Source organism: Delftia tsuruhatensis, assembly GCF_903815225.1.
Classification (GTDB): domain Bacteria; phylum Pseudomonadota; class Gammaproteobacteria; order Burkholderiales; family Burkholderiaceae_C; genus Comamonas; species Comamonas tsuruhatensis_A.
In genome coordinates this window covers 4,799,491-4,817,706 of record NZ_LR813084.1, presented here as the reverse complement: position 1 = coordinate 4,817,706, position 18,216 = coordinate 4,799,491, and the positions used below count along the sequence as shown (strand labels likewise).

17 protein-coding genes, 2 tRNA genes and 1 pseudogene are annotated in these 18,216 nt (G+C 67.1%); 10 read left to right on the top strand and 10 right to left on the bottom strand.

Annotated elements, in window-relative coordinates:
• Positions 1-1,317, top strand: coding sequence for a serine--tRNA ligase (gene serS / locus L1Z78_RS21890; RefSeq protein ID WP_234638446.1), 1,317 nt, complete (start codon positions 1-3; stop codon positions 1,315-1,317).
• 33 nt (positions 1,318-1,350) lie between these two features.
• Positions 1,351-1,440 (top strand) — tRNA-Ser (locus L1Z78_RS21885).
• Positions 1,441-1,497: 57 nt separating this feature from the next.
• Here the strand turns inward: L1Z78_RS21885 and L1Z78_RS21880 are convergent.
• The 5 genes from L1Z78_RS21880 to L1Z78_RS21860 form a co-directional block, all read right to left on the bottom strand.
• Positions 1,498-2,550: a hypothetical protein gene (locus L1Z78_RS21880; RefSeq protein WP_234638445.1), complete on the bottom strand. Its 1,053-nt coding sequence runs from the start codon at positions 2,548-2,550 to the stop codon at positions 1,498-1,500.
• Positions 2,547-3,566, bottom strand: coding sequence for a hypothetical protein (locus L1Z78_RS21875; protein ID WP_234638444.1), 1,020 nt, complete (start codon positions 3,564-3,566; stop codon positions 2,547-2,549). Before L1Z78_RS21875 ends, L1Z78_RS21880 begins: the two co-directional genes overlap by 4 nt.
• A 453-nt stretch (positions 3,567-4,019) precedes the next feature.
• Complete coding sequence (locus L1Z78_RS21870; protein WP_234638443.1) at positions 4,020-4,301, bottom strand: H-NS family nucleoid-associated regulatory protein; 282 nt, start codon at positions 4,299-4,301, stop codon at positions 4,020-4,022.
• A gap of 139 nt (positions 4,302-4,440) precedes the next feature.
• Positions 4,441-4,800 (bottom strand): hypothetical protein, encoded by a 360-nt coding sequence (locus L1Z78_RS21865; RefSeq protein ID WP_234638442.1) that lies wholly within the window; start codon positions 4,798-4,800, stop codon positions 4,441-4,443.
• 258 nt (positions 4,801-5,058) lie between these two features.
• Positions 5,059-5,412, bottom strand: a complete 354-nt coding sequence (locus L1Z78_RS21860) for a PRC-barrel domain-containing protein (protein WP_234638441.1) — start codon at positions 5,410-5,412, stop codon at positions 5,059-5,061.
• Positions 5,413-5,805: 393 nt separating this feature from the next.
• Between L1Z78_RS21860 and L1Z78_RS21855 the strand changes: the two genes are divergently transcribed.
• From L1Z78_RS21855 to L1Z78_RS21840, 4 genes and pseudogenes are all read left to right on the top strand, one after another.
• A complete protein-coding gene (locus L1Z78_RS21855) occupies positions 5,806-6,171 on the top strand; it encodes a bacteriocin (protein WP_234638440.1) in 366 nt (121 codons plus the stop codon).
• A 126-nt stretch (positions 6,172-6,297) separates the two neighbouring features.
• Positions 6,298-6,648 carry a DUF1304 domain-containing protein gene (locus L1Z78_RS21850; protein ID WP_234642236.1) on the top strand — a complete coding sequence of 117 codons (351 nt, stop codon included), beginning with the start codon at positions 6,298-6,300 and terminating at the stop codon, positions 6,646-6,648.
• Positions 6,649-6,792: 144 nt separating this feature from the next.
• A pseudogene (locus tag L1Z78_RS21845) lies at positions 6,793-7,506 on the top strand (FliI/YscN family ATPase); the annotation flags it as partial.
• 306 nt (positions 7,507-7,812) lie between these two features.
• Positions 7,813-7,889 (top strand) — tRNA-Gln (locus L1Z78_RS21840).
• A 46-nt stretch (positions 7,890-7,935) separates the two neighbouring features.
• On the opposite strand, the gene L1Z78_RS21835 is transcribed toward L1Z78_RS21840, so the two are convergent.
• Complete coding sequence (locus L1Z78_RS21835; RefSeq protein WP_234638439.1) at positions 7,936-8,904, bottom strand: NAD-dependent epimerase/dehydratase family protein; 969 nt, start codon at positions 8,902-8,904, stop codon at positions 7,936-7,938.
• A 99-nt stretch (positions 8,905-9,003) separates the two neighbouring features.
• On the opposite strand from L1Z78_RS21835, the gene L1Z78_RS21830 reads away from it, so the two are divergent.
• On the top strand, positions 9,004-9,897 hold the full coding sequence (locus tag L1Z78_RS21830) for a LysR family transcriptional regulator (protein WP_234638438.1): 894 nt from the start codon (positions 9,004-9,006) through the stop codon (positions 9,895-9,897).
• Between the two features lie 21 nt (positions 9,898-9,918).
• Here L1Z78_RS21830 and L1Z78_RS21825 read toward each other — a convergent pair whose 3' ends face one another.
• From L1Z78_RS21825 to xsc, 4 genes are all read right to left on the bottom strand, one after another.
• Positions 9,919-10,107, bottom strand: a complete 189-nt coding sequence (locus L1Z78_RS21825) for a hypothetical protein (protein ID WP_234638437.1) — start codon at positions 10,105-10,107, stop codon at positions 9,919-9,921.
• 258 nt (positions 10,108-10,365) lie between these two features.
• A complete protein-coding gene (locus L1Z78_RS21820) occupies positions 10,366-11,412 on the bottom strand; it encodes a YeiH family protein (protein ID WP_234638436.1) in 1,047 nt (348 codons plus the stop codon).
• Entirely contained in the window at positions 11,409-12,380 is a 972-nt protein-coding gene (locus L1Z78_RS21815) for a bifunctional enoyl-CoA hydratase/phosphate acetyltransferase (protein WP_234638435.1), read from the bottom strand. The genes L1Z78_RS21820 and L1Z78_RS21815 overlap by 4 nt, the downstream gene beginning before the upstream one ends.
• 200 nt (positions 12,381-12,580) lie before the next feature.
• Positions 12,581-14,392 (bottom strand): sulfoacetaldehyde acetyltransferase, encoded by a 1,812-nt coding sequence (gene xsc / locus L1Z78_RS21810; RefSeq protein WP_234638434.1) that lies wholly within the window; start codon positions 14,390-14,392, stop codon positions 12,581-12,583.
• Between the two features lie 131 nt (positions 14,393-14,523).
• On the opposite strand from xsc, the gene L1Z78_RS21805 reads away from it, so the two are divergent.
• The 3 genes from L1Z78_RS21805 to L1Z78_RS21795 are packed head-to-tail and all read left to right on the top strand — an operon-like array spanning position 14,524 to position 17,987.
• Positions 14,524-15,354: an IclR family transcriptional regulator gene (locus L1Z78_RS21805; protein ID WP_234638433.1), complete on the top strand. Its 831-nt coding sequence runs from the start codon at positions 14,524-14,526 to the stop codon at positions 15,352-15,354.
• Entirely contained in the window at positions 15,347-16,324 is a 978-nt protein-coding gene (locus tag L1Z78_RS21800) for an AAA family ATPase (RefSeq protein WP_234638432.1), read from the top strand. Before L1Z78_RS21805 ends, L1Z78_RS21800 begins: the two co-directional genes overlap by 8 nt.
• Positions 16,314-17,987, top strand: coding sequence for a cobaltochelatase CobT-related protein (locus L1Z78_RS21795; protein ID WP_234638431.1), 1,674 nt, complete (start codon positions 16,314-16,316; stop codon positions 17,985-17,987). The genes L1Z78_RS21800 and L1Z78_RS21795 overlap by 11 nt, the downstream gene beginning before the upstream one ends.
• Positions 17,988-18,216 lie beyond the last annotated feature (229 nt).

Genomic DNA, 18,216 nt, shown 5'->3' with positions numbered 1-18,216 from the left:
ATGCTCGATATCCTCCTTCTTCGCAAAGACCTCGATTCGGCCGTTGCCCGGCTCGAAACCCGCAAAAAGCCCCAGGCCTTCCTGAACGTGGAGGCTTTCCAGTCCCTGGAGGCGGAGCGCAAGTCCCTGCAGACGCGTACCGAGGAACTGCAGTCCAGGCGCAATCAGCTGTCCAAGCAGATCGGCATGCTCATGGGCAAGGGCGAGAAGGATGCCGCGGAAGCGGCCAAGGCCGAAGTCGGCGCCTTGAAGACCGAACTGGACCAGTCGGCCACGCGCCTGGAACAGATCCAGGCCGAGCTGCAGACCATGCTGCTGGCCGTGCCCAACCTGCCGCACGACAGCGTGCCCGTGGGGGCCGACGAGTCCGGCAACGTGGAAGTGCGTCGCTGGGGCACGCCCAAGGCCTTCGACTTCGCGGTCAAGGACCATGTGGACGTGGGCCAGCCCCTGGGCCTGGACTTCGACATGGGCGTCAAGCTCTCGGGCTCGCGCTTCACGGTCATGAAGGGCCAGATCGCCCGCCTGCACCGTGCGCTGGCGCAGTTCATGATCGACCTGCAGACCGAGGAGCATGGCTACACCGAGTGCTACGTGCCCTATGCCGTCAATGCCGACTCGCTGCGCGGAACGGGACAGTTGCCCAAGTTCGAGGGCGACCTGTTCGCCGCCAAGAAGGGCGGCCAGGATGGCGAGCCCGTGCCCGACCATGCGGCGCTCTACCTGATTCCCACGGCCGAGGTGCCGCTGACCAACTTCGTGCGCGACGTGGTCGTGGCCGAAGACCAGCTGCCCATCAAGCTCACGGCCCACAGCCCCTGCTTTCGTTCGGAGGCGGGCAGCTATGGTCGCGACACGCGCGGCATGATCCGCCAGCACCAGTTCGACAAGGTCGAGATGGTGCAGATCGTGCATCCGGAAAAGAGCTACGAGGCGCTGGAGGAGATGACCGGCCATGCCGAGGCCGTGCTCCAGAAACTGGGCCTGCCCTACCGCGTGATGAGCCTGTGCACGGGCGACATGGGTTTCGGCGCGGCCAAGACCTATGACCTGGAAGTCTGGCTGCCCGCGCAGGACACCTACCGCGAGATCAGCTCGGTCTCCAACTGCGAGGCCTTCCAGGCCCGCCGCCTGCAGGCGCGCTTCAAGAACGCCCAGGGCAAGAACGAGCTGCTGCATACGCTCAACGGCTCTGGCCTGGCCGTGGGCCGCACGCTGGTGGCCGTGCTGGAGAACTACCAGAACGCCGATGGTTCGGTGGAAGTGCCCGAGGCCCTGCGTCCTTACATGGGTGGACAGGCTTTGCTGAAGCCCTGAATTTTTAGGCTATAATTTCAGCTTCGACGCTGCGGAGAGGTGGCAGAGTGGTCGATTGTACCTGACTCGAAATCAGGCGTACGTGTGAGCGTACCGAGGGTTCGAATCCCTCCCTCTCCGCCAGAAACACTGCGCCCTGTGCTATTCCTGGCACAGGGCGTTTCTGTTTGCGCCGACCGCTCAGGCCCTGCGATGGGAAGGTCGCACCTGCCCGCGCCGGGCCCCTGCGCCGCGCTGCCTCCAGATCACGGCATCCACCAGGTAGTGGTGGAAACTGAGGGTGAAGTGCGCGATCAGTACCGTGGGCAGCCCCAGCCAGAGCATTTGTGCGCCTGCCCGGTCGATGGCCAGATAGAGCATGGCACCCAGGACCAGGCAGATGCCGCCGTATCGCGCAGCGCTCCTGCACAAGCCGGTCTCCAGCGCCGGGCCGGCCTGCGCCTGCCGGTCGCGGCGGATGTTCTGCACCCAGACGAACAGCAGGTACTGCAGGTTGTGCCACAGGTTGATCACCAGCCAGCCCAGCGTGATGTCGGTGATCCAGACATAGGCCACGAGGCAGACGCACACATGCGAGGCCACAAAGCCATCGTGGCGCCAGTCGATGGCCTGCCCGGCCAGGGCCGCGCGGCCCTGTCGCCACAGCCAGCCTGCACCGCAGGCGATGGCCGCGAGGCCTGCGGCATCGACCACCTGGGCGGGCATGGCCGGCAACTGGATCGGGTAGCCCAGGAAGCTCTCGGGGCCCTGGGCGCAACGGGCCAGCAGTCCCCACGCAGGCACAAGGTAGATCAGTGCCTGGGCCAGCCGGTCCGGCTGGAAGGGCGGCGCAGACGAACGCCGATAGGCCCTGGCAATGCCGAAGGACTGCCGCGTGGTGTGAAAGCACTGTGCGAAGAAATAGAGCGTGAACAGCCCCGCGACCTCGAAGGCCAGTGAGACCGCCACCACGGCGCCGAGCACGATCACCGGCAGGCCGAAGAGCAGAAAGCGATGCCGCTTCGCAACGGCCATGCTGGCACCGATCCGCGTGAAGGTGGCCGCCACATGGGGATTGGCGAACAGCCAGGTATCCACCAGCACGATGGCGAGCAGCAGGGCGGGCGACAGGGAGGCCACGGCACCCAGGCCGAACGCCAGGGCCAGGGTGCCGCCAATGAACATGCCGTCGAATCCCGGGTGTCGGGCCAGCAGGCCGGCGTGCATGCTGCCCGTGTGCGCAAGCCGGCTCATGTGACCACGGGCGGCGGGATCTGCGGCCGGGGTGACCCGAGTGGCGCGGGCTTGGGTGGCGTCGTGAAGGTGGTGCCCGGCCGCAGATGGCGTTCGGTGCCATTTTTGAGCTTTTCAAACGCGAGCGTGCGGGCTGCGGCGAAGCGCGGCTCCAGCGTCAGCCGGCTCGACATGCCGGACAGGCCCGCGGCCGGCAGCCGCTGGTGAGGATCATAGATTTCGCTGATTTCACAGGGGTGGCAACGACCGGCCGCATCGGATTGGATCGCCAGCGCCATCTTGTAGACCACGCCTTGGGCCTGTCCCGGATCGATGGGAAAGGAAAAGGTCAGTTCGGACAGCACCGGATCCTGCGTGGCATGCTCCATGAACGTGAACCCAGCAGCCCGGTAGGCCTCGACGATCGTGGCCTTCAGCCTGGCTGGCTCGATGCCCGTGAATGAGTTTTCATGGAGGTTCTTCTCCCCTCGCCATTGCGCCTTGTAGTCGAATCCGAAATTCCTGTCCATTGACGCCCGGCCATCTTCTCGAATGCTGGCATAGGCCTGGTCGATGGCTTGGAACACCTGTCGGCTTGCGTCGTATTGAAGCATCCACGGAGCCGCTTGCAGGCGGGCGAGATCGGGCAGCGTGGTCATCCGCAGAAAGCAATCCGCGCATTTCCTGTTCTTGTCCAGGTTTTCGTCCACCTTCAGTTCGACGTCAACGCTCCGGGTTTCCCCGTCACTCAGCACGGGATAGGAGAATCTGTAGTGCACCGTTTCTTCCCGGGTCTTCACGATGGTGGCCGACGAGAAGCCCGCATTCTTGAAAGCGCCGATCACCAGTTTTCTGAAAGCCTCGACCTGGATTCCACGATAGGCGGCCACTGGAAAGGCGCTGTGCCTGGTTCTGGCATGCAGAAGAATCGGGGACTGGGCGCCTTGTGCCAGGGAAACTTGCCCTGAGGCATCCAGTGTCGATGCCATGCCGAGGAAGGCGGCAAGCACCCGGGTCTTCAGTCGCTTTGCAATCATGCTTTGTTGCCGCGCGTTACTCAAAAAGGAGTGCAATCCGGCTGTGCTGGCGCCAGGGCATGCAGGTCGTTCCGGCAAGTGTACGGTCTCGGCAGGGCGGGGCCCATGACTCCCGGGCTGTGGACGGCAATCCACTTGAAAATGGAGTCGCTCTGGCCCGTTCTGGCAGGTATGCACGTGGCAATGCAATCCAATGCCGTCCCGTGCGATCCGGGCAAGCAGCACGCTGCGCAATCGAATGGGATGCAGGGGAGCGAATGATCGGCATCCTCGCCACCGCAAATGGGGGCGGTGTGCGCCGGCATGGCGCTGGCAGTTGCGACCTGGCGCATCGTCTCGCGCAGGTGCCGGCCATGCGGGAAGGCCGGGCCTTGAGATCACGGCAGCAATGGCGGGGCGGCGGGTCCGCCTGGCCCTGATCGATGAAAAAAGCCCGCGTTGGCGGGCTGAATCTCAGATCTCGAAGGACTTGCGGTCCTGGCCCTCGATCCAGCGCGGAGGCTTTCCCCGGCCGGTCCAGGTGGCGCCCGTGGCGGGATTGCGGTATTTGGGTACACCCACGTTGCCGGACTTGGACTTGCCCGCGCCGAAGATGTCATCCGCAGTCAGTCCGTATGCCTGGACAAGCTCGCGCGCCTTGGCGATGACATTGCCCTTTTCCGCCTTCAAGGTCTCGGCAATCCGGGCCTCGAGTTCGGCTTTTTGCCGGAGAAGCGTTTTGTAGTCTGCGGTCATGGAGTCCTCTTGGATAGTGTGCTACACAATGATGCATTTTAGAGAGGCAGGGCCTTCGTCGCATGGGGGACAGCATCAGTAGTTGCACTTATTCTGGACATCAGTCACCGCGTGCACGGCTTTGTGCGGTGCCTGACGGCTATGCCGCGGCCAACTGCCGACTGGTGCTGAAGTGCAGGATTTCCGAATCCAGGCCACAGCCTTTTTTCTGGATGACGATGGTCCCGTTGGCATGCAGGTAGATCCGCACGCCTGGCGTGGTGTCCGAGTCCCAGTAGCAGGGGCTTTTGTCCAGGTCTTTCCAGCCGTCCTCTTCGCACAGCGTCCTTTGCCGCATGCGGTTGAGAAGATCCCTGCGGGCTCCCGCGTTCTCGCAGATACGCATCCACAACAGCAGCAGCATGTCATGGGCCTGTTGCCGTGATGAGCAAGGCGGCATGTGCTTGAGTTGACTCAGAAGGGTGAAGAAGCGGTCTTCGATGCAGATATTGAGCGCCATGTGCGTTCTCCTGGGCGTTGTCTGCATCAAAGTGTAGAAAGTGCATCCTGCGCGCGGCCGTGGAAGATGGCGACAGCGCCAGTACCATTTTTTCTGACACCCGTGCAGGACCGTCGGCCGGGGGAGTGCCGTGCCTGGCGGCCTTGTCGGCCTGGGTCCACAGCCCTGCATCCGGATCCGCGCCGGTCCCCTGGCCCGTCTCTTCATTGCGGCACGGCGCGGGCGGGTGCGCGCCGTGCCGCAGGCAGTCCCGGGCCCTTACAGATAGGGCACGCCGTAGTAGTCGTTCACGCGTCGGCCGTAATCGTCGGTATAGGCCGGCGCGGTATCGCGTTCATAGCGAGGCGCGCTGTCCAGCTGTTCGCGGGTCAGCGAGACTACATAGCCGCCCATGTCCGGCTCGTACTTCAGTGATTCCCAGGGCAGCGGGTAGCGTTCCGTGCCAATGCCCAGGAAGCCGCCGAATTCCAGTACGGCATAGCGGACCTGTCCCGAGAGCTTGTCGATCATCAGGCTGTCGATGGACCCCAGCTTGTCCCCGGCCGGGTTGTAGACATTGGTGCCGCTGACGGTCTCGGAGGAAATGACGCTGGATGCGGTATTGAGGACCATGGTGGTGTTCTCCTGTGGATGGTGGTTGCGGGAGCGCCAGCGCAGCAAGTGCGCAGGCTGGGCGTTGCGGGCGGTACGCTGCGAGGTGCGTCGTGCGGACCGGTGCATCGCCTGGCGAGGACGAAGCGCCTTGGCTTCTGGAACCCAGCTTAGGCCCGTGTCCGCTGGCTGTGGGTAGTCACGCCGCCGTGGCTGCCGTAGGAAGGGCCTTGGAGGGCGGCGGCCGTCTCCTACGCCCGGCAGTATTGAAGGCCGGTGCAGCCCCGGGCCCTGGCCGACGCTCGCCCGCTCCCAAGGCTGGCGCCCGTGCCGGGCTGCGCGGGGTACAACGAAGTTGCAAGGGGATGCGCGGGCAGGGTCCCGCAGTTTTGTTCCGTCCCCGGAGGAGCATCCATGAAACCATCCAGCAAAGCATTGCCAGCCACCGCGCCCGTCGACGAAGACCTTGCCGTGCAGGCACGGCCCGGGCACGGAGTGCCTTCCCAGGACCCCGACGCGCAGGCGCAGTACGCGCTGTCGCCTGAAGATGCGCAGCGCGAGGCCCGTTCGGTCTATATCGGCGGCGGCGTGCTGGCCGGAGCCGCTGCAGGCGCTGCGGCGGGCGCCGTGGTGGCCGGCCCTGTCGGTGTGGTGGTGGGAGGCACGGTGGGCAGCGTGGCCGGTGCACTGGGCGGCGCGGCCGCAGGTGCGGGGGCGAGTCCCCAGCCGACGCAAGCGCCCGCCGGTAATCGGGGAGGCGGATCCCGCCGAAATGCCTGAGGGCGCAAGTCCTGCATGCGACACTTGGCGGTGTGCGCGCCGTTGCAGTGTCGCGCCTGCGCCATGGACGGCGGACGGCCTGTCCCGTATACAGGGGGCTTGTCCACGGCTCACCTGATCACCATGCTGGCCAACGCCCTCATCGCCATCGTCGCCGCGATCCATGCCTGTATCCTCGTGCTGGAGATGTTCCTCTGGCACAAGCCTGCCGGGCGACGCGTCTTCGGCATGACGGCTGAATTCGCGCAGCAGACCCGGACGCTGGCGGCCAACCAGGGCCTGTACAACGGATTTCTGGCGGCAGGGCTGGCATGGGGCCTCGTACAGGGGGCTGGTGGAGTCCAGTTCAAGGCGTTTTTCCTGGGCTGTGTGCTGGTGGCAGGCCTGTACGGCGCTGCCACGGCCAGCCGCAAGATCCTCTGGGTCCAGGCCCTGCCCGCCGCCGCCGCGCTGCTTGCGTTGTATCTCGGGCTGTAGATAGTGCGGCGGGTGGTCTCCGCTGCCTCTGAACGAGGCTGAACCGGCACTGACACTGGCAGCGCGTGTGCGCCTGCATGTCGCCTCCCATGCCCCGTATTTCCGACCAGGCCGTCGTGTCAGAGCATCATGGCTTTGAATTGGGACGGCCTGCTGACCGTGGGCAAGGGCCAGCGCGTGGGCATCTTCGCGGGCAGTGGCGTGGGCAAGAGCACGCTGCTGGGCATGATCGCCCAGCACGTCAGTGCCGATGTCAACGTCATCGCCTTGATCGGGGAGCGTGGACGCGAAGTACGCGAGTTCATCGACAAGCAGCTGGGGCCCGAAGGCCTGAAGCGATCCGTGGTGGTCGTGGCGACCTCCGACCAGCCTGCCCTGGCACGCATACGGGCCGCGCATGCGGCCGTGACCATCGCCGAATATTTCCGCGACCTGGGCCGTCAGGTGCTGCTGACCATGGATTCCGTCATGCGGCTGGCCATGGCACGGCGCGAGGTGGGGCTGGCTGCGGGCGAACCGCCCACGGCGCGCGGCTACACACCGTCCGTGTTTGCCGAACTGCCCCAGCTGTGCGAGCGTTGCGGCACGGCGCCCTCCGGCGGCTCCATCACCGCGCTGCTCACCGTTCTCGTCGAAGGCGACGACATGAACGACCCCATCGCCGACAGCCTGCGCTCCATCCTCGATGGCCACGTCGTGCTGTCCCGGCACATCGCCCATGAAGGCCAGTACCTCGCCATCGATGTGCTGCGCAGCGCCAGCCGCCTGCTGCCGGACCTGACCACCGCGTCAGAGCGCGAACTCATCTCCGGTGCCATCCGCCATCTCGGGCTGCTGGAGCGCAATCGCCAGCTGGTCAACGGCATCGACGCTTCGCACCCCGACAGGCGGCGCAAGGCCTTTCGCATGTTCATGGAATCCACGCTGGCCAGAGAGCTGGGTGAGTCGATGCAGTCGGATCCACAGTTTGCGGCACTGGTCGACCAGGTGCTGGAAAGGATGCAGGCGGATCCGCAGCTCGATGCGGCTTGCCTGGAGGCCGCGGACATTCTGCTCGACCAGGCGGGCCCGTCTGGCGACCGGAGGCCCGCCGCCTCGCCCCGTTGAAAATCTTTGGCGTTTTCTTTTTCGGGCCAGAAATTCATATTAGAATCTAGGTCTTCTAGGGGAGTCGCCAAGTTGGTAAAGGCACCGGATTTTGATTCCGGCATGCGAGGGTTCGAGTCCTTCCTCCCCTGCCAGACAGGCAAAGGCCCTGACAGTTTCGCTGTCAGGGCCTTTTTGTTTTCACGCTCCGGGGCGCCGTGATCCGACAGCGGCCAGGGCGGCCTCCAGGGTGGCCTGGATGCCCTGGCGGTAGGGTGTCTTGGCGATGGGGCCCAGCAGGGTATGCAGGGCCGAGTCGTCCATGATCAGCGGGTCGGTCAGCAGGTAGTGCATCTCGGCCAGTTCACGCATGAAAGGGTCGAACAGGCCGGCGATGCGCAGCAGGGTCTTGCCGGCGATGCGCAGCGCCAGGGGCCTGCCGGTCAGCCGTTCGATTTCCGAGACGATGTCACGCTGGGTGATCTGCCCCGCGCCGGCCAGGTGCCAGGCCCTGCCCCAGGCCTGCGGCGTGTCGATGAGGCGTGCCAGCACGGGGCCCACGTCGGGGACGAAGACGAATTCATGGGGCCGGTCGATGGGGCCGACAAGGTCGGCCCGGCCACCCCGGGCCGCAGCTTCGAAGGCCCGGTGCAGCAGGCTGTTGTGCACGCCAGGCCCGTAGAAATCGGGCAGGCGCAATACGGCGGCCTCGATATGGCCCTGGGCATGGGCTGCGAACAGCAGGTCTTCCTGCGCCTTGCGCATGCGGCCCTTGAAGGTATGCGGTTCGCGCGGGTGGTCTTCCGATACGGGAAGCGTGCGCGCCCGGCCATAGGGGTAGACGGTGCCGACGAGGACGATGCGGCGCACGCCCGCCGCGATGGCCGCCTCGAGCGTCTTGCGCATCAGCTCGGGATGCAGCTCGAACTGCCAGTAGTTCACGCCCACCATGTAGACCAGCGTGTCCACGCCTTGGGCGGCATGGCGGATCGAGTCCGGGCTGTCGGGGTTCCATGTCGTGATGCGGGCCAGCGGATCGGTGCCGAAGGCCTGGTGCAGGCGGGCCTCGCTGCGTCCGACGACGCGGTAGGCCTGGCCCCGCTGGCCGAGTGTGGTGGCCAGGCTGTGGCCGATGGCGCCCGCGGCGCCGAAGAGAGCAATGGAGGGCATGGCAAGTCCTGTGTTGACCTGCTCAGTGTCGGGAATCCATTTCAAAAAGAAAATTGCCTAGAATCCTATGGTGTCCATGCATAAATGAATGGATAAGCCATGTCGGAACCCCATTGGGAGTGGTATCGGAGCTTTCTGCAGGTGCTGGAGTCGGGATCGCTGTCGGCGGCCGGCCGGGCCATGGGATTGGCGCAGCCGACGGTGGGCCGGCACATCGATGGACTGGAGGCAGCACTGGGCCTGCAGCTGTTCACGCGTTCATCGGACGGTTTTGCGCCCACCGAGGCAGCGCATGAATTGCAGCCCTATGCGACCAGCATGGCGGCCACGGCAGCCGCCCTGCGCCGCGTGGCGGCCAGCCATGGTTCAGGTGTACGCGGGACGGTGCGCCTGACGGCCAGCGAGGTGGTGGGGGTGGAGGTGCTGCCGCCGGTGCTGGCCGGCCTGCGCGCGGTCCATCCCGAACTGCGCATCGAACTGGTGCTGTCCAATGCGGTGGACGATCTGCTGCGCCGCGAGGCCGATGTGGCCGTGCGCATGTTCCGCCCGCAGCAGGAGGCGCTGGTGGCGCGGCATATCGGGGCGATCGAGCTGGGGCTGCATGCCCATGAGCACTATCTGGCAGCGCGGGGCACGCCGGCTTCGCTGGAGGAGCTCGCCGGGCATTCGCTGATCGGCTTCGACCACGAAAACGCCTTCATCCGCAAGCTGCAACAGCAGTTTCCCATGTTCACGCGCGATGCCATGGCGCTGCGTTCGGACAGCGATCTGGCGCAGCTGGCCGCCATCCGCGCGGGCTTCGGCATCGGGGTCTGCCAGTCGGCGCTGGCGGCCAGGGACGGGCGGCTGGTGAGGGTGCTGCCCCAGGCCTTTTCCTGGAAGCTGGACACCTGGGTGGCCATGCATGAGGACTTGCGTGGCAGCGAGCGCTGCTCCGTGGTCTTCAAGGCCGTGGCGCAGGCGCTGACGGCCCATGTCCGCAGCCTGTCCTGACGCCGTGTCGACCGCCGCAGCTCAACTCGCGCGCAGCAGGCAGGAGCGCACGAGGTGGCGCAGCGTGGATTTGCGGCGCTGGCTGGCGACGAAGGCCTCGCAGCTGTGCGCGACATAGGCGCCCAGTGCCACGATGAGGCAGGTGACGAGCCACAGCGGAATGGGAACCAGGGAGTCCAGCAGCACGGCGCAGGCGGCCAGCAGCAGCAAGGATGGCAGCAGCCGAAGCAGGGCGGCTTGCCGGGGTTGCTGTTGGCGCAGGAGGGACAGGATGCGGGTGGCAGTGAATCTGCGGAATCTGCCGGTTTGCTTGCGAAGAGGGTTCACGGCGCGGGATGAGGCGTTGATGTATCTCGGATATTTGTATTGAAATGTATCATTTTGGTGCATGAACATCAAGTGAGGGATCGCTCAACACCCAGGGCCCGCGCAGTGCGGGCCCTGGGTCGGGCCTTGCTGCGGCCCGGGTCAGCGCATCTCGATCTCGATGGCGATCAGCACGAAGGCGGCCATCCACAAGGTCTCCACCACCAGCAGCGCGAAGGGTCGCCAGCCGGCCTGGGCCAGTTGCTGGAACGAGGTCTTCAGGCCCAGGGCGGCGATGGCCAGCACCAGGCAGTTGCGCGACAGATCGCTCAACTGGTGCTGCAGGCCCGGCGGCACCCAGCCCAGCGAGTTGATGGCCACCAGCGCGACGAAGACCCAGAGGAACCATGGCACCAGTCCCGGCTTCCTGCCATGGTGCTGCTCGGCCGCCGCTTCGCGCTGGCGCTTGAACAGGGCCGAGACCATGACCACCACCACGGCCAGCATGGACACGCGAAACAGCTTGACGATGGTGGCGTAGTCGCCCGTGGCCTGGTCGATGGTGTAGCCCGCGCCCACCACCTGGGCCACGTCGTGGATGGTGCCGCCGATGAACAGCCCCGCCAGCTCGGGCGGCAGATGCAGGGCGCGTGCCACCAGCGGGTACAGCACCATGGCCGCGGTGGACAGCACGGTGACGGTGACCACCACGGTGAGCGTGAATCGGTCGCTGTCCTTGTCGCGCGGCAGCACCGAGGAGATGGCCAGCGCGGCCGAGGCGCCGCAGATGGCGACCGCGCCGCCCGACAGCACACCCTGGGGTCGCGTCAGGCCCAGGCGCCGACCCAGCAGCGTGCCGCACAGCAGCGTGGTGACCACGGCGGCGATGACGATCAGGGCCGTGGTCCAGCCCAGGCCCGCGATCTGGGTGGCCGTGATGCGCGCGCCCAGCAGGCCCACGCCCAGGCGCAGCACGCCCCGCGCGCAGAACTCGATGCCGGGCTTGGCACGCGCATCCTGGCTCAGGAAGTGGAAGGCCACGCCGAAGAACAGCGCGAACAGCAACTGCGGGCCGCCGTGCAGCGTGGACACGAAGGTGGCCGCCAGCGCGATCACGCCTGACAGGCCGGTGCCGGGCAGCAGCCGCAGCCACTGCAGCATGCGCGGCACGGGTGGCTCTGCAGTCACATGCGCTTGAACCTGGCTCATGACGGCTCCCTGCCGCCCGTCGCGCTGGCCAGCACGGCCAGCGCGCAAGAGGCGATGCGGCTGTCCACCGAGTCCGACCGGCTGGTCAGCACGATGGGCACACGCATGCCCAGCACCAGGCCCGCGCATTCGGCGTCGGCCATGTAGACCAGCTGCTTGTAGATCATGTTGCCGGCTTCCAGGCTGGGCACCAGCAGCACGTCGGGCTGGCCGGCCACATCGGAGACGATGCCCTTGTGGTGGGCCGAGCGCAGCGAGATGGCGTTGTCGTAGGCCAGCGGTCCGTCGAGGATGGCGCCGCTGATCTGGCCCCTGTCGGCCATCTTGCACAGTGCGGCGGCGTCGATGGTGCCGGGGATGGCAGGGTTGACGGTCTCCACCGCCGAGAGCACGGCCACGCGGGGCCTGGCGATACCGATGGCGCGGGCCAGGTCGATGGCGTTCTGGGCGATGTCGCGCTTGTCCATCAGCGTGGGGAAGATGTTGACCACGCAGTCGGTCATCAGCAGCGGGCGCTCGAAGCCCGGCAGGTCCATCACGAACACATGGCTGGCGCGGCGGCCGCCGCGCAGGCCGGCCTCGCGCGCCACGGCGGCGCCCAGCAGCTCGTCGCTGTGCAGGCTGCCCTTCATCAGCGCGCGGGCCTGGCCGCTGCCGCACAGCGCGGCCGCCTGGGCCGCGGCGGCGCGCGGGTCGTCCGGCGTCGAATGGAAGGCGACGCCGGCCAGATCCAGCCCGGCTGCCTGGGCCGAAGCCCGGATGCGTGCCTCGGGGCCCACCAGCAGCGGCGTGATCAGACCCTCCTGGGCAGCCTGCAGGGCCGCCTGCAGGGAGCCCGCATCGCAGGGGTAGGCCACGGCCACGGGAATGGGGCCGCGGGCCCGGGCCTGGTCGATCAATTGCTGGAGATGGGGACGGGGCGTGGCGGGCGCATCGTCGGCGGCCACTGCGAGGGAGAGTGGGGGCATGGGAGAACTCCTGGCTGCAAGGCTGGAAACCCGCGTTGTGCGTGGAGAAGCCCGGGGGCAATGCCCCGGGCCGTAGGCACAGCCTGCGCAACCGGCGCGGCCCAGGCGCGAGACAGCGAGCAAGGGCCGCCCCGCCGCGAGGCTGTCGTCCCCCTTTCAGGGGGAAGGCGCGCAGCGCCTCAGGGGGTGTCAGACTTTTGTTAGACAAAGTCCTTGTACTTTTCCAGGAAGCGCACGGGCTTGGAGAGCGCATCGCGGCGGAACGGGTCGCCCAGCTCGCGCGTGCACATCACCTCGATGACGCAGGTCTTGCCCTGGTTCATCTGCAGGTCGATGGCTTTCTTCAGGGCCGGTCCCACGTCCTCGATCTGGTCCACGACGATGCTTTCGGCACCCATGGCGCTGGCAATCGCCGCGAAGCTTTCGCTTTCGAGTTCGCCGGCCACGAAGCGGCGGTTGTAGAAGTCGACCTGGTTCTTCTTTTCCGCGCCCCACTGGCGGTTGTGGAAGACCACGGCGGTGACGGGAATGTCATGGCGCACGGCGGTCATGATCTCGACCATGCTCATGCCCCAGGCACCGTCGCCCGCATAGGCGATGGCCGGGCGCTCGGGCGCCGCGCACTTGGCGCCGATGATGGTGGGCAGTGCATAGCCGCAGTTGCCGAAGCTCATGGGCGCGAAGAAGCTGCGCGGCTCGTCGAAGCGCAGGTAGCTGTTGGCCACCGAGTTGATGTTGCCGATGTCGGTGGAGACCATGGCGCGCGGGGGCATGGCCTTTTCCAGCTCGCGCAGCACCTGGCGCGGGTGCAGGTAGCGGCCGCCGGTGGGGGTGCGCTCGCCCTTGGCCTCTTCGATCATGTCCAGGCTGTAGGGGTCGCGTTCATGCGTCCATTCGTCCAGCTCCTTTTCCCAGGCGGCCTTCTCGGTGGCGATGGTGTCGGCGCGCGCGGCCTTGGTGGCGTCGCAGGCCAGGGTCTGGCCCTGCAGGCGGCGCGTCAGTTCGCTGGCCACGGCCTTGGCGTCGCCATGGATGCCCACCGAGATCTTCTTGACCAGGCCCAGGTTGGTGTGGTCGGCCTCGACCTGGATGATTTTTGCGTTCTTGGGCCAGTAGTCCATGCCGTGCTGGGGCAGGGTGCCGAAGGGGCCCATGCGCGAACCCAGCGCGATCACCACGTCGGCCTGGGCGATGAGCTTCATCGCGGCCTTGGAGCCCTGGTAGCCCAGCGGGCCGGCCCACAGCGGATGCCTGGCGGGGAAGGCGTCGTTGCGCAGGTAGCCCGTGACCACGGGCGCGCCCAGGCGCTCGGCCAGTTGTCGGCACTCTTCGACCGCATCGCCCATGACCACGCCGCCGCCGGCCAGGATCACGGGGAATTGGGCCGTGGCCAGCAGTTCCGTGGCGGCCTTGAGGCTGTTCTCGCCGCCCGAGCCGCGCTCCACGCGCATGGGCCTGGGGATCTCGCACTGGATCTCGCCATAGAAGTAGTCGCGCGGGATGTTCAGCTGCGTGGGGCCCATCTCGGAGATGGCGCGGTCGAAGCAGCGGGCCGTGAACTCGGCCATGCGCTTGGGGTTGCAGACATGGCCCTGGTACTTGGTGAATTCCTGGAACATGGGCAGCTGGTTGGCCTCCTGGAAGCCTCCCAGGCCCATGCCCATGGTGCCGGTCTCGGGCGTGATCATGACCACGGGGCTGTGCGCCCAGTAGGCGGCCGCGATGGCGGTCACGCAGTTGCTGATGCCGGGGCCGTTCTGGCCGATCACCACGCCGTGGCGGCCCGAGACGCGCGCATAGCCGTCGGCCATGTGGGCCGCGCCCTGCTCGTGCACCACGGGGATCAGGCGGATGCCGGCCGGCGCGAAGATGTCCATGGCGTCCATGAAGGCCGAGCCCATGATGCCGAACATCTCGGTCACGCCGTTGGCCACGCAGGTCTCCACAAAGGCTTCCGAAGGGGTCATTTTCTGGACGCCTTCGACCACCGTACGATTGTTGGCTGCTGTCATGTTGTCTCCTTGAAAATGGAACTTTAAGTTCCGAAAAAAGAAATCACGACGCAAGTCTAGGGGCGATCTCGCTTTGATGTCAAACAAATTTCTTTTTTCGGAACAAATTGACTCGAAAAATTGAAAAACATATGATGACCAACACCATGAACACCCGTGACCAGACCCCGGCCCTTGCCCGCATCGATGGCGACACCCCCAATCTGCGGCTGTTCGCGCTGCTGGAGGCGATCGCGCAGAAGAACGAGCCCTTTACGTTGCAGGCCATGGTCGAGGAGACGGGCCTGCCCAAGCCCACCATGCACCGCATGCTCCAGCAGCTCGAGGGCGCCGGCATCCTGCAGCGCGAGGGCAATGGCCGGCATTACGGAACGGGCCGGCGCCTGATGCGGCTGGCCGAAAGCGTGCTGCTGAACAACACCACACATGGCGCGCGGCACGCGGTGCTGGCGCAGCTGGTGCGCGACATCGGGGAAAGCTGCAACATCACCGCCTTCTCGGGCAGCGAGGTGCTCTACCTGGACCGCGTGGAGACGCCGGCGCCGCTGCGCTTTTACCTGCACCCGGGCTCGCGCGTGCCGGCCCACTGCTCGGCCACGGGCAAGCTGTTCCTGAGCCAGATGGCGCCCGCGCAGCGCCGGCGCCTTTTGTCGGCCGTGCCGCTGGAGGCCTTCACGGCCAACACGCTCACGGCCTTCGACGCGCTGGATGCCGAGCTGGACCAGGTGCGCAGCCAGGGCCATGCCTTCGACAACGAGGAGTTCCTGCCCGGCCTGCTGTGCCTGGGCGTGCTCGTGCCCTCGCAAGGCGGCGCCTCCAACATGGGCCTGGCCGTGCAGGCGCCCATCATGCGTTTCACGCGTGAGCGGGCGCTGTCCTTTCTTCCCCACCTGCGCGCGGCCGCCGAGGCGATTGCGCGCATCAACGACGAAGTTCCCCCGGGAGCCCCCGACGATGACTGAGCTGACCCTGATGCATCCCACGCGCACGCTGGCCGTGCGCGAGACTTTCGGCCTGGACACCGACATGCAGGTGCCGGCCTTTGCCGAGCGCAGCGAGCATGTGCCTGCCGTGGACCCGGCCTACCGCTTCAATCCGCAGGCCACGCTGGCCATCCTCGCGGGCTTTGCGCACAACCGGCGCGTGGTCATCCAGGGCCTGCACGGCACGGGAAAGTCCACGCACATCGAGCAGGTGGCGGCGCGGCTGAACTGGCCCTGTGTGCGCGTCAACCTCGACGGCCACATCAGCCGGCTGGACCTGGTGGGCAAGGATGCCATCGTGCTGCAGGATGGAAAGCAGGTCACGCAGTTCCAGGAAGGCATCCTGCCCTGGGCATTGCAGCGGCCCGTGGCCCTGGTCTTCGATGAGTACGACGCGGGCCGGCCCGATGTGATGTTCGTGATCCAGCGCGTGCTGGAGCGCGAGGGCAGCTTCACGCTGCTGGACCAGAAGCGCGTGCTCCAGCCGCATGCGCAGTTCCGGCTGTTCGCCACCATGAACACGCTAGGGCAGGGCAACCTCAGCGGCCTCTACCATGGCACGCAACTGCTCAACCATGCCCAGCTCGATCGCTGGAACCTGGTCACCAGCCTCGACTACCTGGCGCCGTCCGAGGAGGCCGCCATCGTGCTGGCGCGCGTGCCCGGCCTCAATACGCCCCAGGGCCGCGCGCAGGTGGCCGCCATGGTGGCGCTGGCCGCGCTCACGCGCAAGGGCTTCGCGGTGGGCGATCTGTCGCTGCTGATGTCCCCGCGCACCGTCATCACCTGGGCCGAGAACGCGCAGATCTTCCACGACCTGCGGCTGGCCTTCGCGCTGTCCTTCCTCAACAAGTGCGAGCCGGCCGAGCGCACCATCGTGGCCGAGTATTTCCAGCGCTGCTTCGGGCAGGAGCTGGCGCAGCAGGGCGAGCCTGTCCATGCCGGCTGACGCGGCGCAGGCCTGGGGAGGGCCGCTGCTGCGCGCCATGGCGGGCGATGCCTCGTTGCAGTGGAGCGGGCAGACGCTGTACCGGGGCACCATGCCCGTGGTCCTGGCAGCGGCCCACCAGTCCGATGTGCCCGCAGGGCTGGCCGACCAGCGTGGCCTGCTGGACGGCGCCGGCCTTCGGCTGCGCCTGAGTGATGCCGGCCTGCACGCGCGCCACCTGCCCGGCGATCCCGTGGAGCGGCTGGTGTTCGAGCTGCTGGAGCAGCTGCGCGTGGAAAGCCTGGCGCCTGAAGAATGGCCGGGCGCACGCGCCAACCTGCATGCGCGCTTTGTGCACTGGAGCCAGGCCTTTGCCGATTCGGGGCTGACCGAAAGCAGCCTGGGCATCCTGCTTTTTACCGTGGCGCTGACCGCCTGGAGCCGCCTGAGCGGACATGCGCCGCCCGAAGCCCTGTCCGACCTGGCAGAAGCCACGCGCGCCGCCCTCTCGGGACCGCTGGGGCCGCAATGGGCCCTGCTGCGCCGCCACCGGCATGACCAGCAGGCCTTCATCGCACCGGCGCTGACGGTCAGCCGCTGGGTGGGCGAGTCCGTGCGCGCGGCGCAGCAGGAGGCGCCACGCGGCGCCGGCGGGCCACGCCGGCGTAGCAGCTTCGCGCTGCCGCTGCACTTCGAATCCCAAGGCCTGGACGCGCCCCCCGTGGCGCTGAGCGGGGACAGCCGTGCCTGGGCGGGTTCGGCGCACAGCTACCGCGTGTTCACACGTGCCCATGACCGCGAGGCCCATGCAGTCGAGCTGATCCGCGCGGCGCAACTGGCCGAGTTCCGCGCGCAGATGGACGAGGAGCTGGCGCGCAGCGGCCTGCACGCGGGCCGGCTGGCGCGCCAGCTTCAGCAGCGCCTGGCCGTGCCGCGCCACGATGGCTGGCAGTTCGGGCTGGAGGATGGACACCTGGATGGCGCCCGCCTGGCGCAAGTGATCAGCGACCCGCAGCAGCGCACCATCTTCAGGGATGAGTTGCCGCGCCCCGCGAGCGATGCGGCCGTGGCCATCCTGCTGGACTGCTCGGGCTCGATGAAGGCGCATGCCCGCCCGCTGTCCCTGCTCGTGGACCTGCTGGGCCGTGCCCTGTCCATGGCCGGCGTGCCCGTGGACATCCTGGGCTTTTCCACCCAGGCCTGGAATGGCGGCCGCGCGCGCCGCGACTGGCAGCGCGCGGGCCAGCCAGCCATCCCGGGCCGGCTCAACGAGCGGCTGCACATCGTCTTCAAGGACGCCGCCCGGCCCTGGCGCCACGCGCGCCACGGCATCGCGGCGCTGCGCAGGCCCGACATCTTCCGTGAAGGCGTGGACGGCGAGGCCGTGGAATGGGCCTGCGAGCGTCTGCTGGCGCGGCCTGCGCGGCGGCGCATCCTGCTCGTCGTCTCCGACGGCTGCCCCATGGACACCGCCACGCACCAGGCCAATGACGAACACTATCTGGACCAGCACCTGCGCCAGGTCGTCGCCCGCCACGAGCGCGCGGGTGATGTGCAGATCCGGGCCCTGGGCGTGGGGCTGGACCTGGGGGTGTTCTATCGGCAGCGGCTGGCGGTGGAGCTGCCCGAGCAGATCGATGAGGCCTTGCTGATGGCGGTGGCGGAGTTGGTCTGCCGGCCTTGACAACGGCTTTCCGGCACTGCATTCCGCCCCTGCCGGGCGGTTGTTTTTCGAGGCCGGGTGCCGGCCCGACGCAGGCGCTGCCATGCGGGGCGCGTTCTCGCAGGCCTTCGCTGCGCGCGGCCTGCCGATCCATTGGCGGAAAAAAAGGCTGGCCACAACCACGCAGCCAGCCCAAGCAGCAACTGATTCAGCGAAGAGGAGGCCGTCCAGGCATTTCCTGCATGCCCGG

Coding starts and splice junctions, on each gene's coding strand:
- serS (WP_234638446.1), top strand. CDS start 1: ATGCTCGATATCCTCCTTCTTCGCAAAGACCTCGATTCGGCCGTTGCC.
- L1Z78_RS21880 (WP_234638445.1), bottom strand. CDS start 2,550: ATGAGCCGGCTTGCGCACACGGGCAGCATGCACGCCGGCCTGCTGGCC.
- L1Z78_RS21875 (WP_234638444.1), bottom strand. CDS start 3,566: ATGATTGCAAAGCGACTGAAGACCCGGGTGCTTGCCGCCTTCCTCGGC.
- L1Z78_RS21870 (WP_234638443.1), bottom strand. CDS start 4,301: ATGACCGCAGACTACAAAACGCTTCTCCGGCAAAAAGCCGAACTCGAG.
- L1Z78_RS21865 (WP_234638442.1), bottom strand. CDS start 4,800: ATGGCGCTCAATATCTGCATCGAAGACCGCTTCTTCACCCTTCTGAGT.
- L1Z78_RS21860 (WP_234638441.1), bottom strand. CDS start 5,412: ATGGTCCTCAATACCGCATCCAGCGTCATTTCCTCCGAGACCGTCAGC.
- L1Z78_RS21855 (WP_234638440.1), top strand. CDS start 5,806: ATGAAACCATCCAGCAAAGCATTGCCAGCCACCGCGCCCGTCGACGAA.
- L1Z78_RS21835 (WP_234638439.1), bottom strand. CDS start 8,904: ATGCCCTCCATTGCTCTCTTCGGCGCCGCGGGCGCCATCGGCCACAGC.
- L1Z78_RS21830 (WP_234638438.1), top strand. CDS start 9,004: ATGTCGGAACCCCATTGGGAGTGGTATCGGAGCTTTCTGCAGGTGCTG.
- L1Z78_RS21820 (WP_234638436.1), bottom strand. CDS start 11,412: ATGAGCCAGGTTCAAGCGCATGTGACTGCAGAGCCACCCGTGCCGCGC.
- L1Z78_RS21815 (WP_234638435.1), bottom strand. CDS start 12,380: ATGCCCCCACTCTCCCTCGCAGTGGCCGCCGACGATGCGCCCGCCACG.
- xsc (WP_234638434.1), bottom strand. CDS start 14,392: ATGACAGCAGCCAACAATCGTACGGTGGTCGAAGGCGTCCAGAAAATG.
- L1Z78_RS21805 (WP_234638433.1), top strand. CDS start 14,524: ATGATGACCAACACCATGAACACCCGTGACCAGACCCCGGCCCTTGCC.
- L1Z78_RS21800 (WP_234638432.1), top strand. CDS start 15,347: ATGACTGAGCTGACCCTGATGCATCCCACGCGCACGCTGGCCGTGCGC.
- L1Z78_RS21795 (WP_234638431.1), top strand. CDS start 16,314: ATGCCGGCTGACGCGGCGCAGGCCTGGGGAGGGCCGCTGCTGCGCGCC.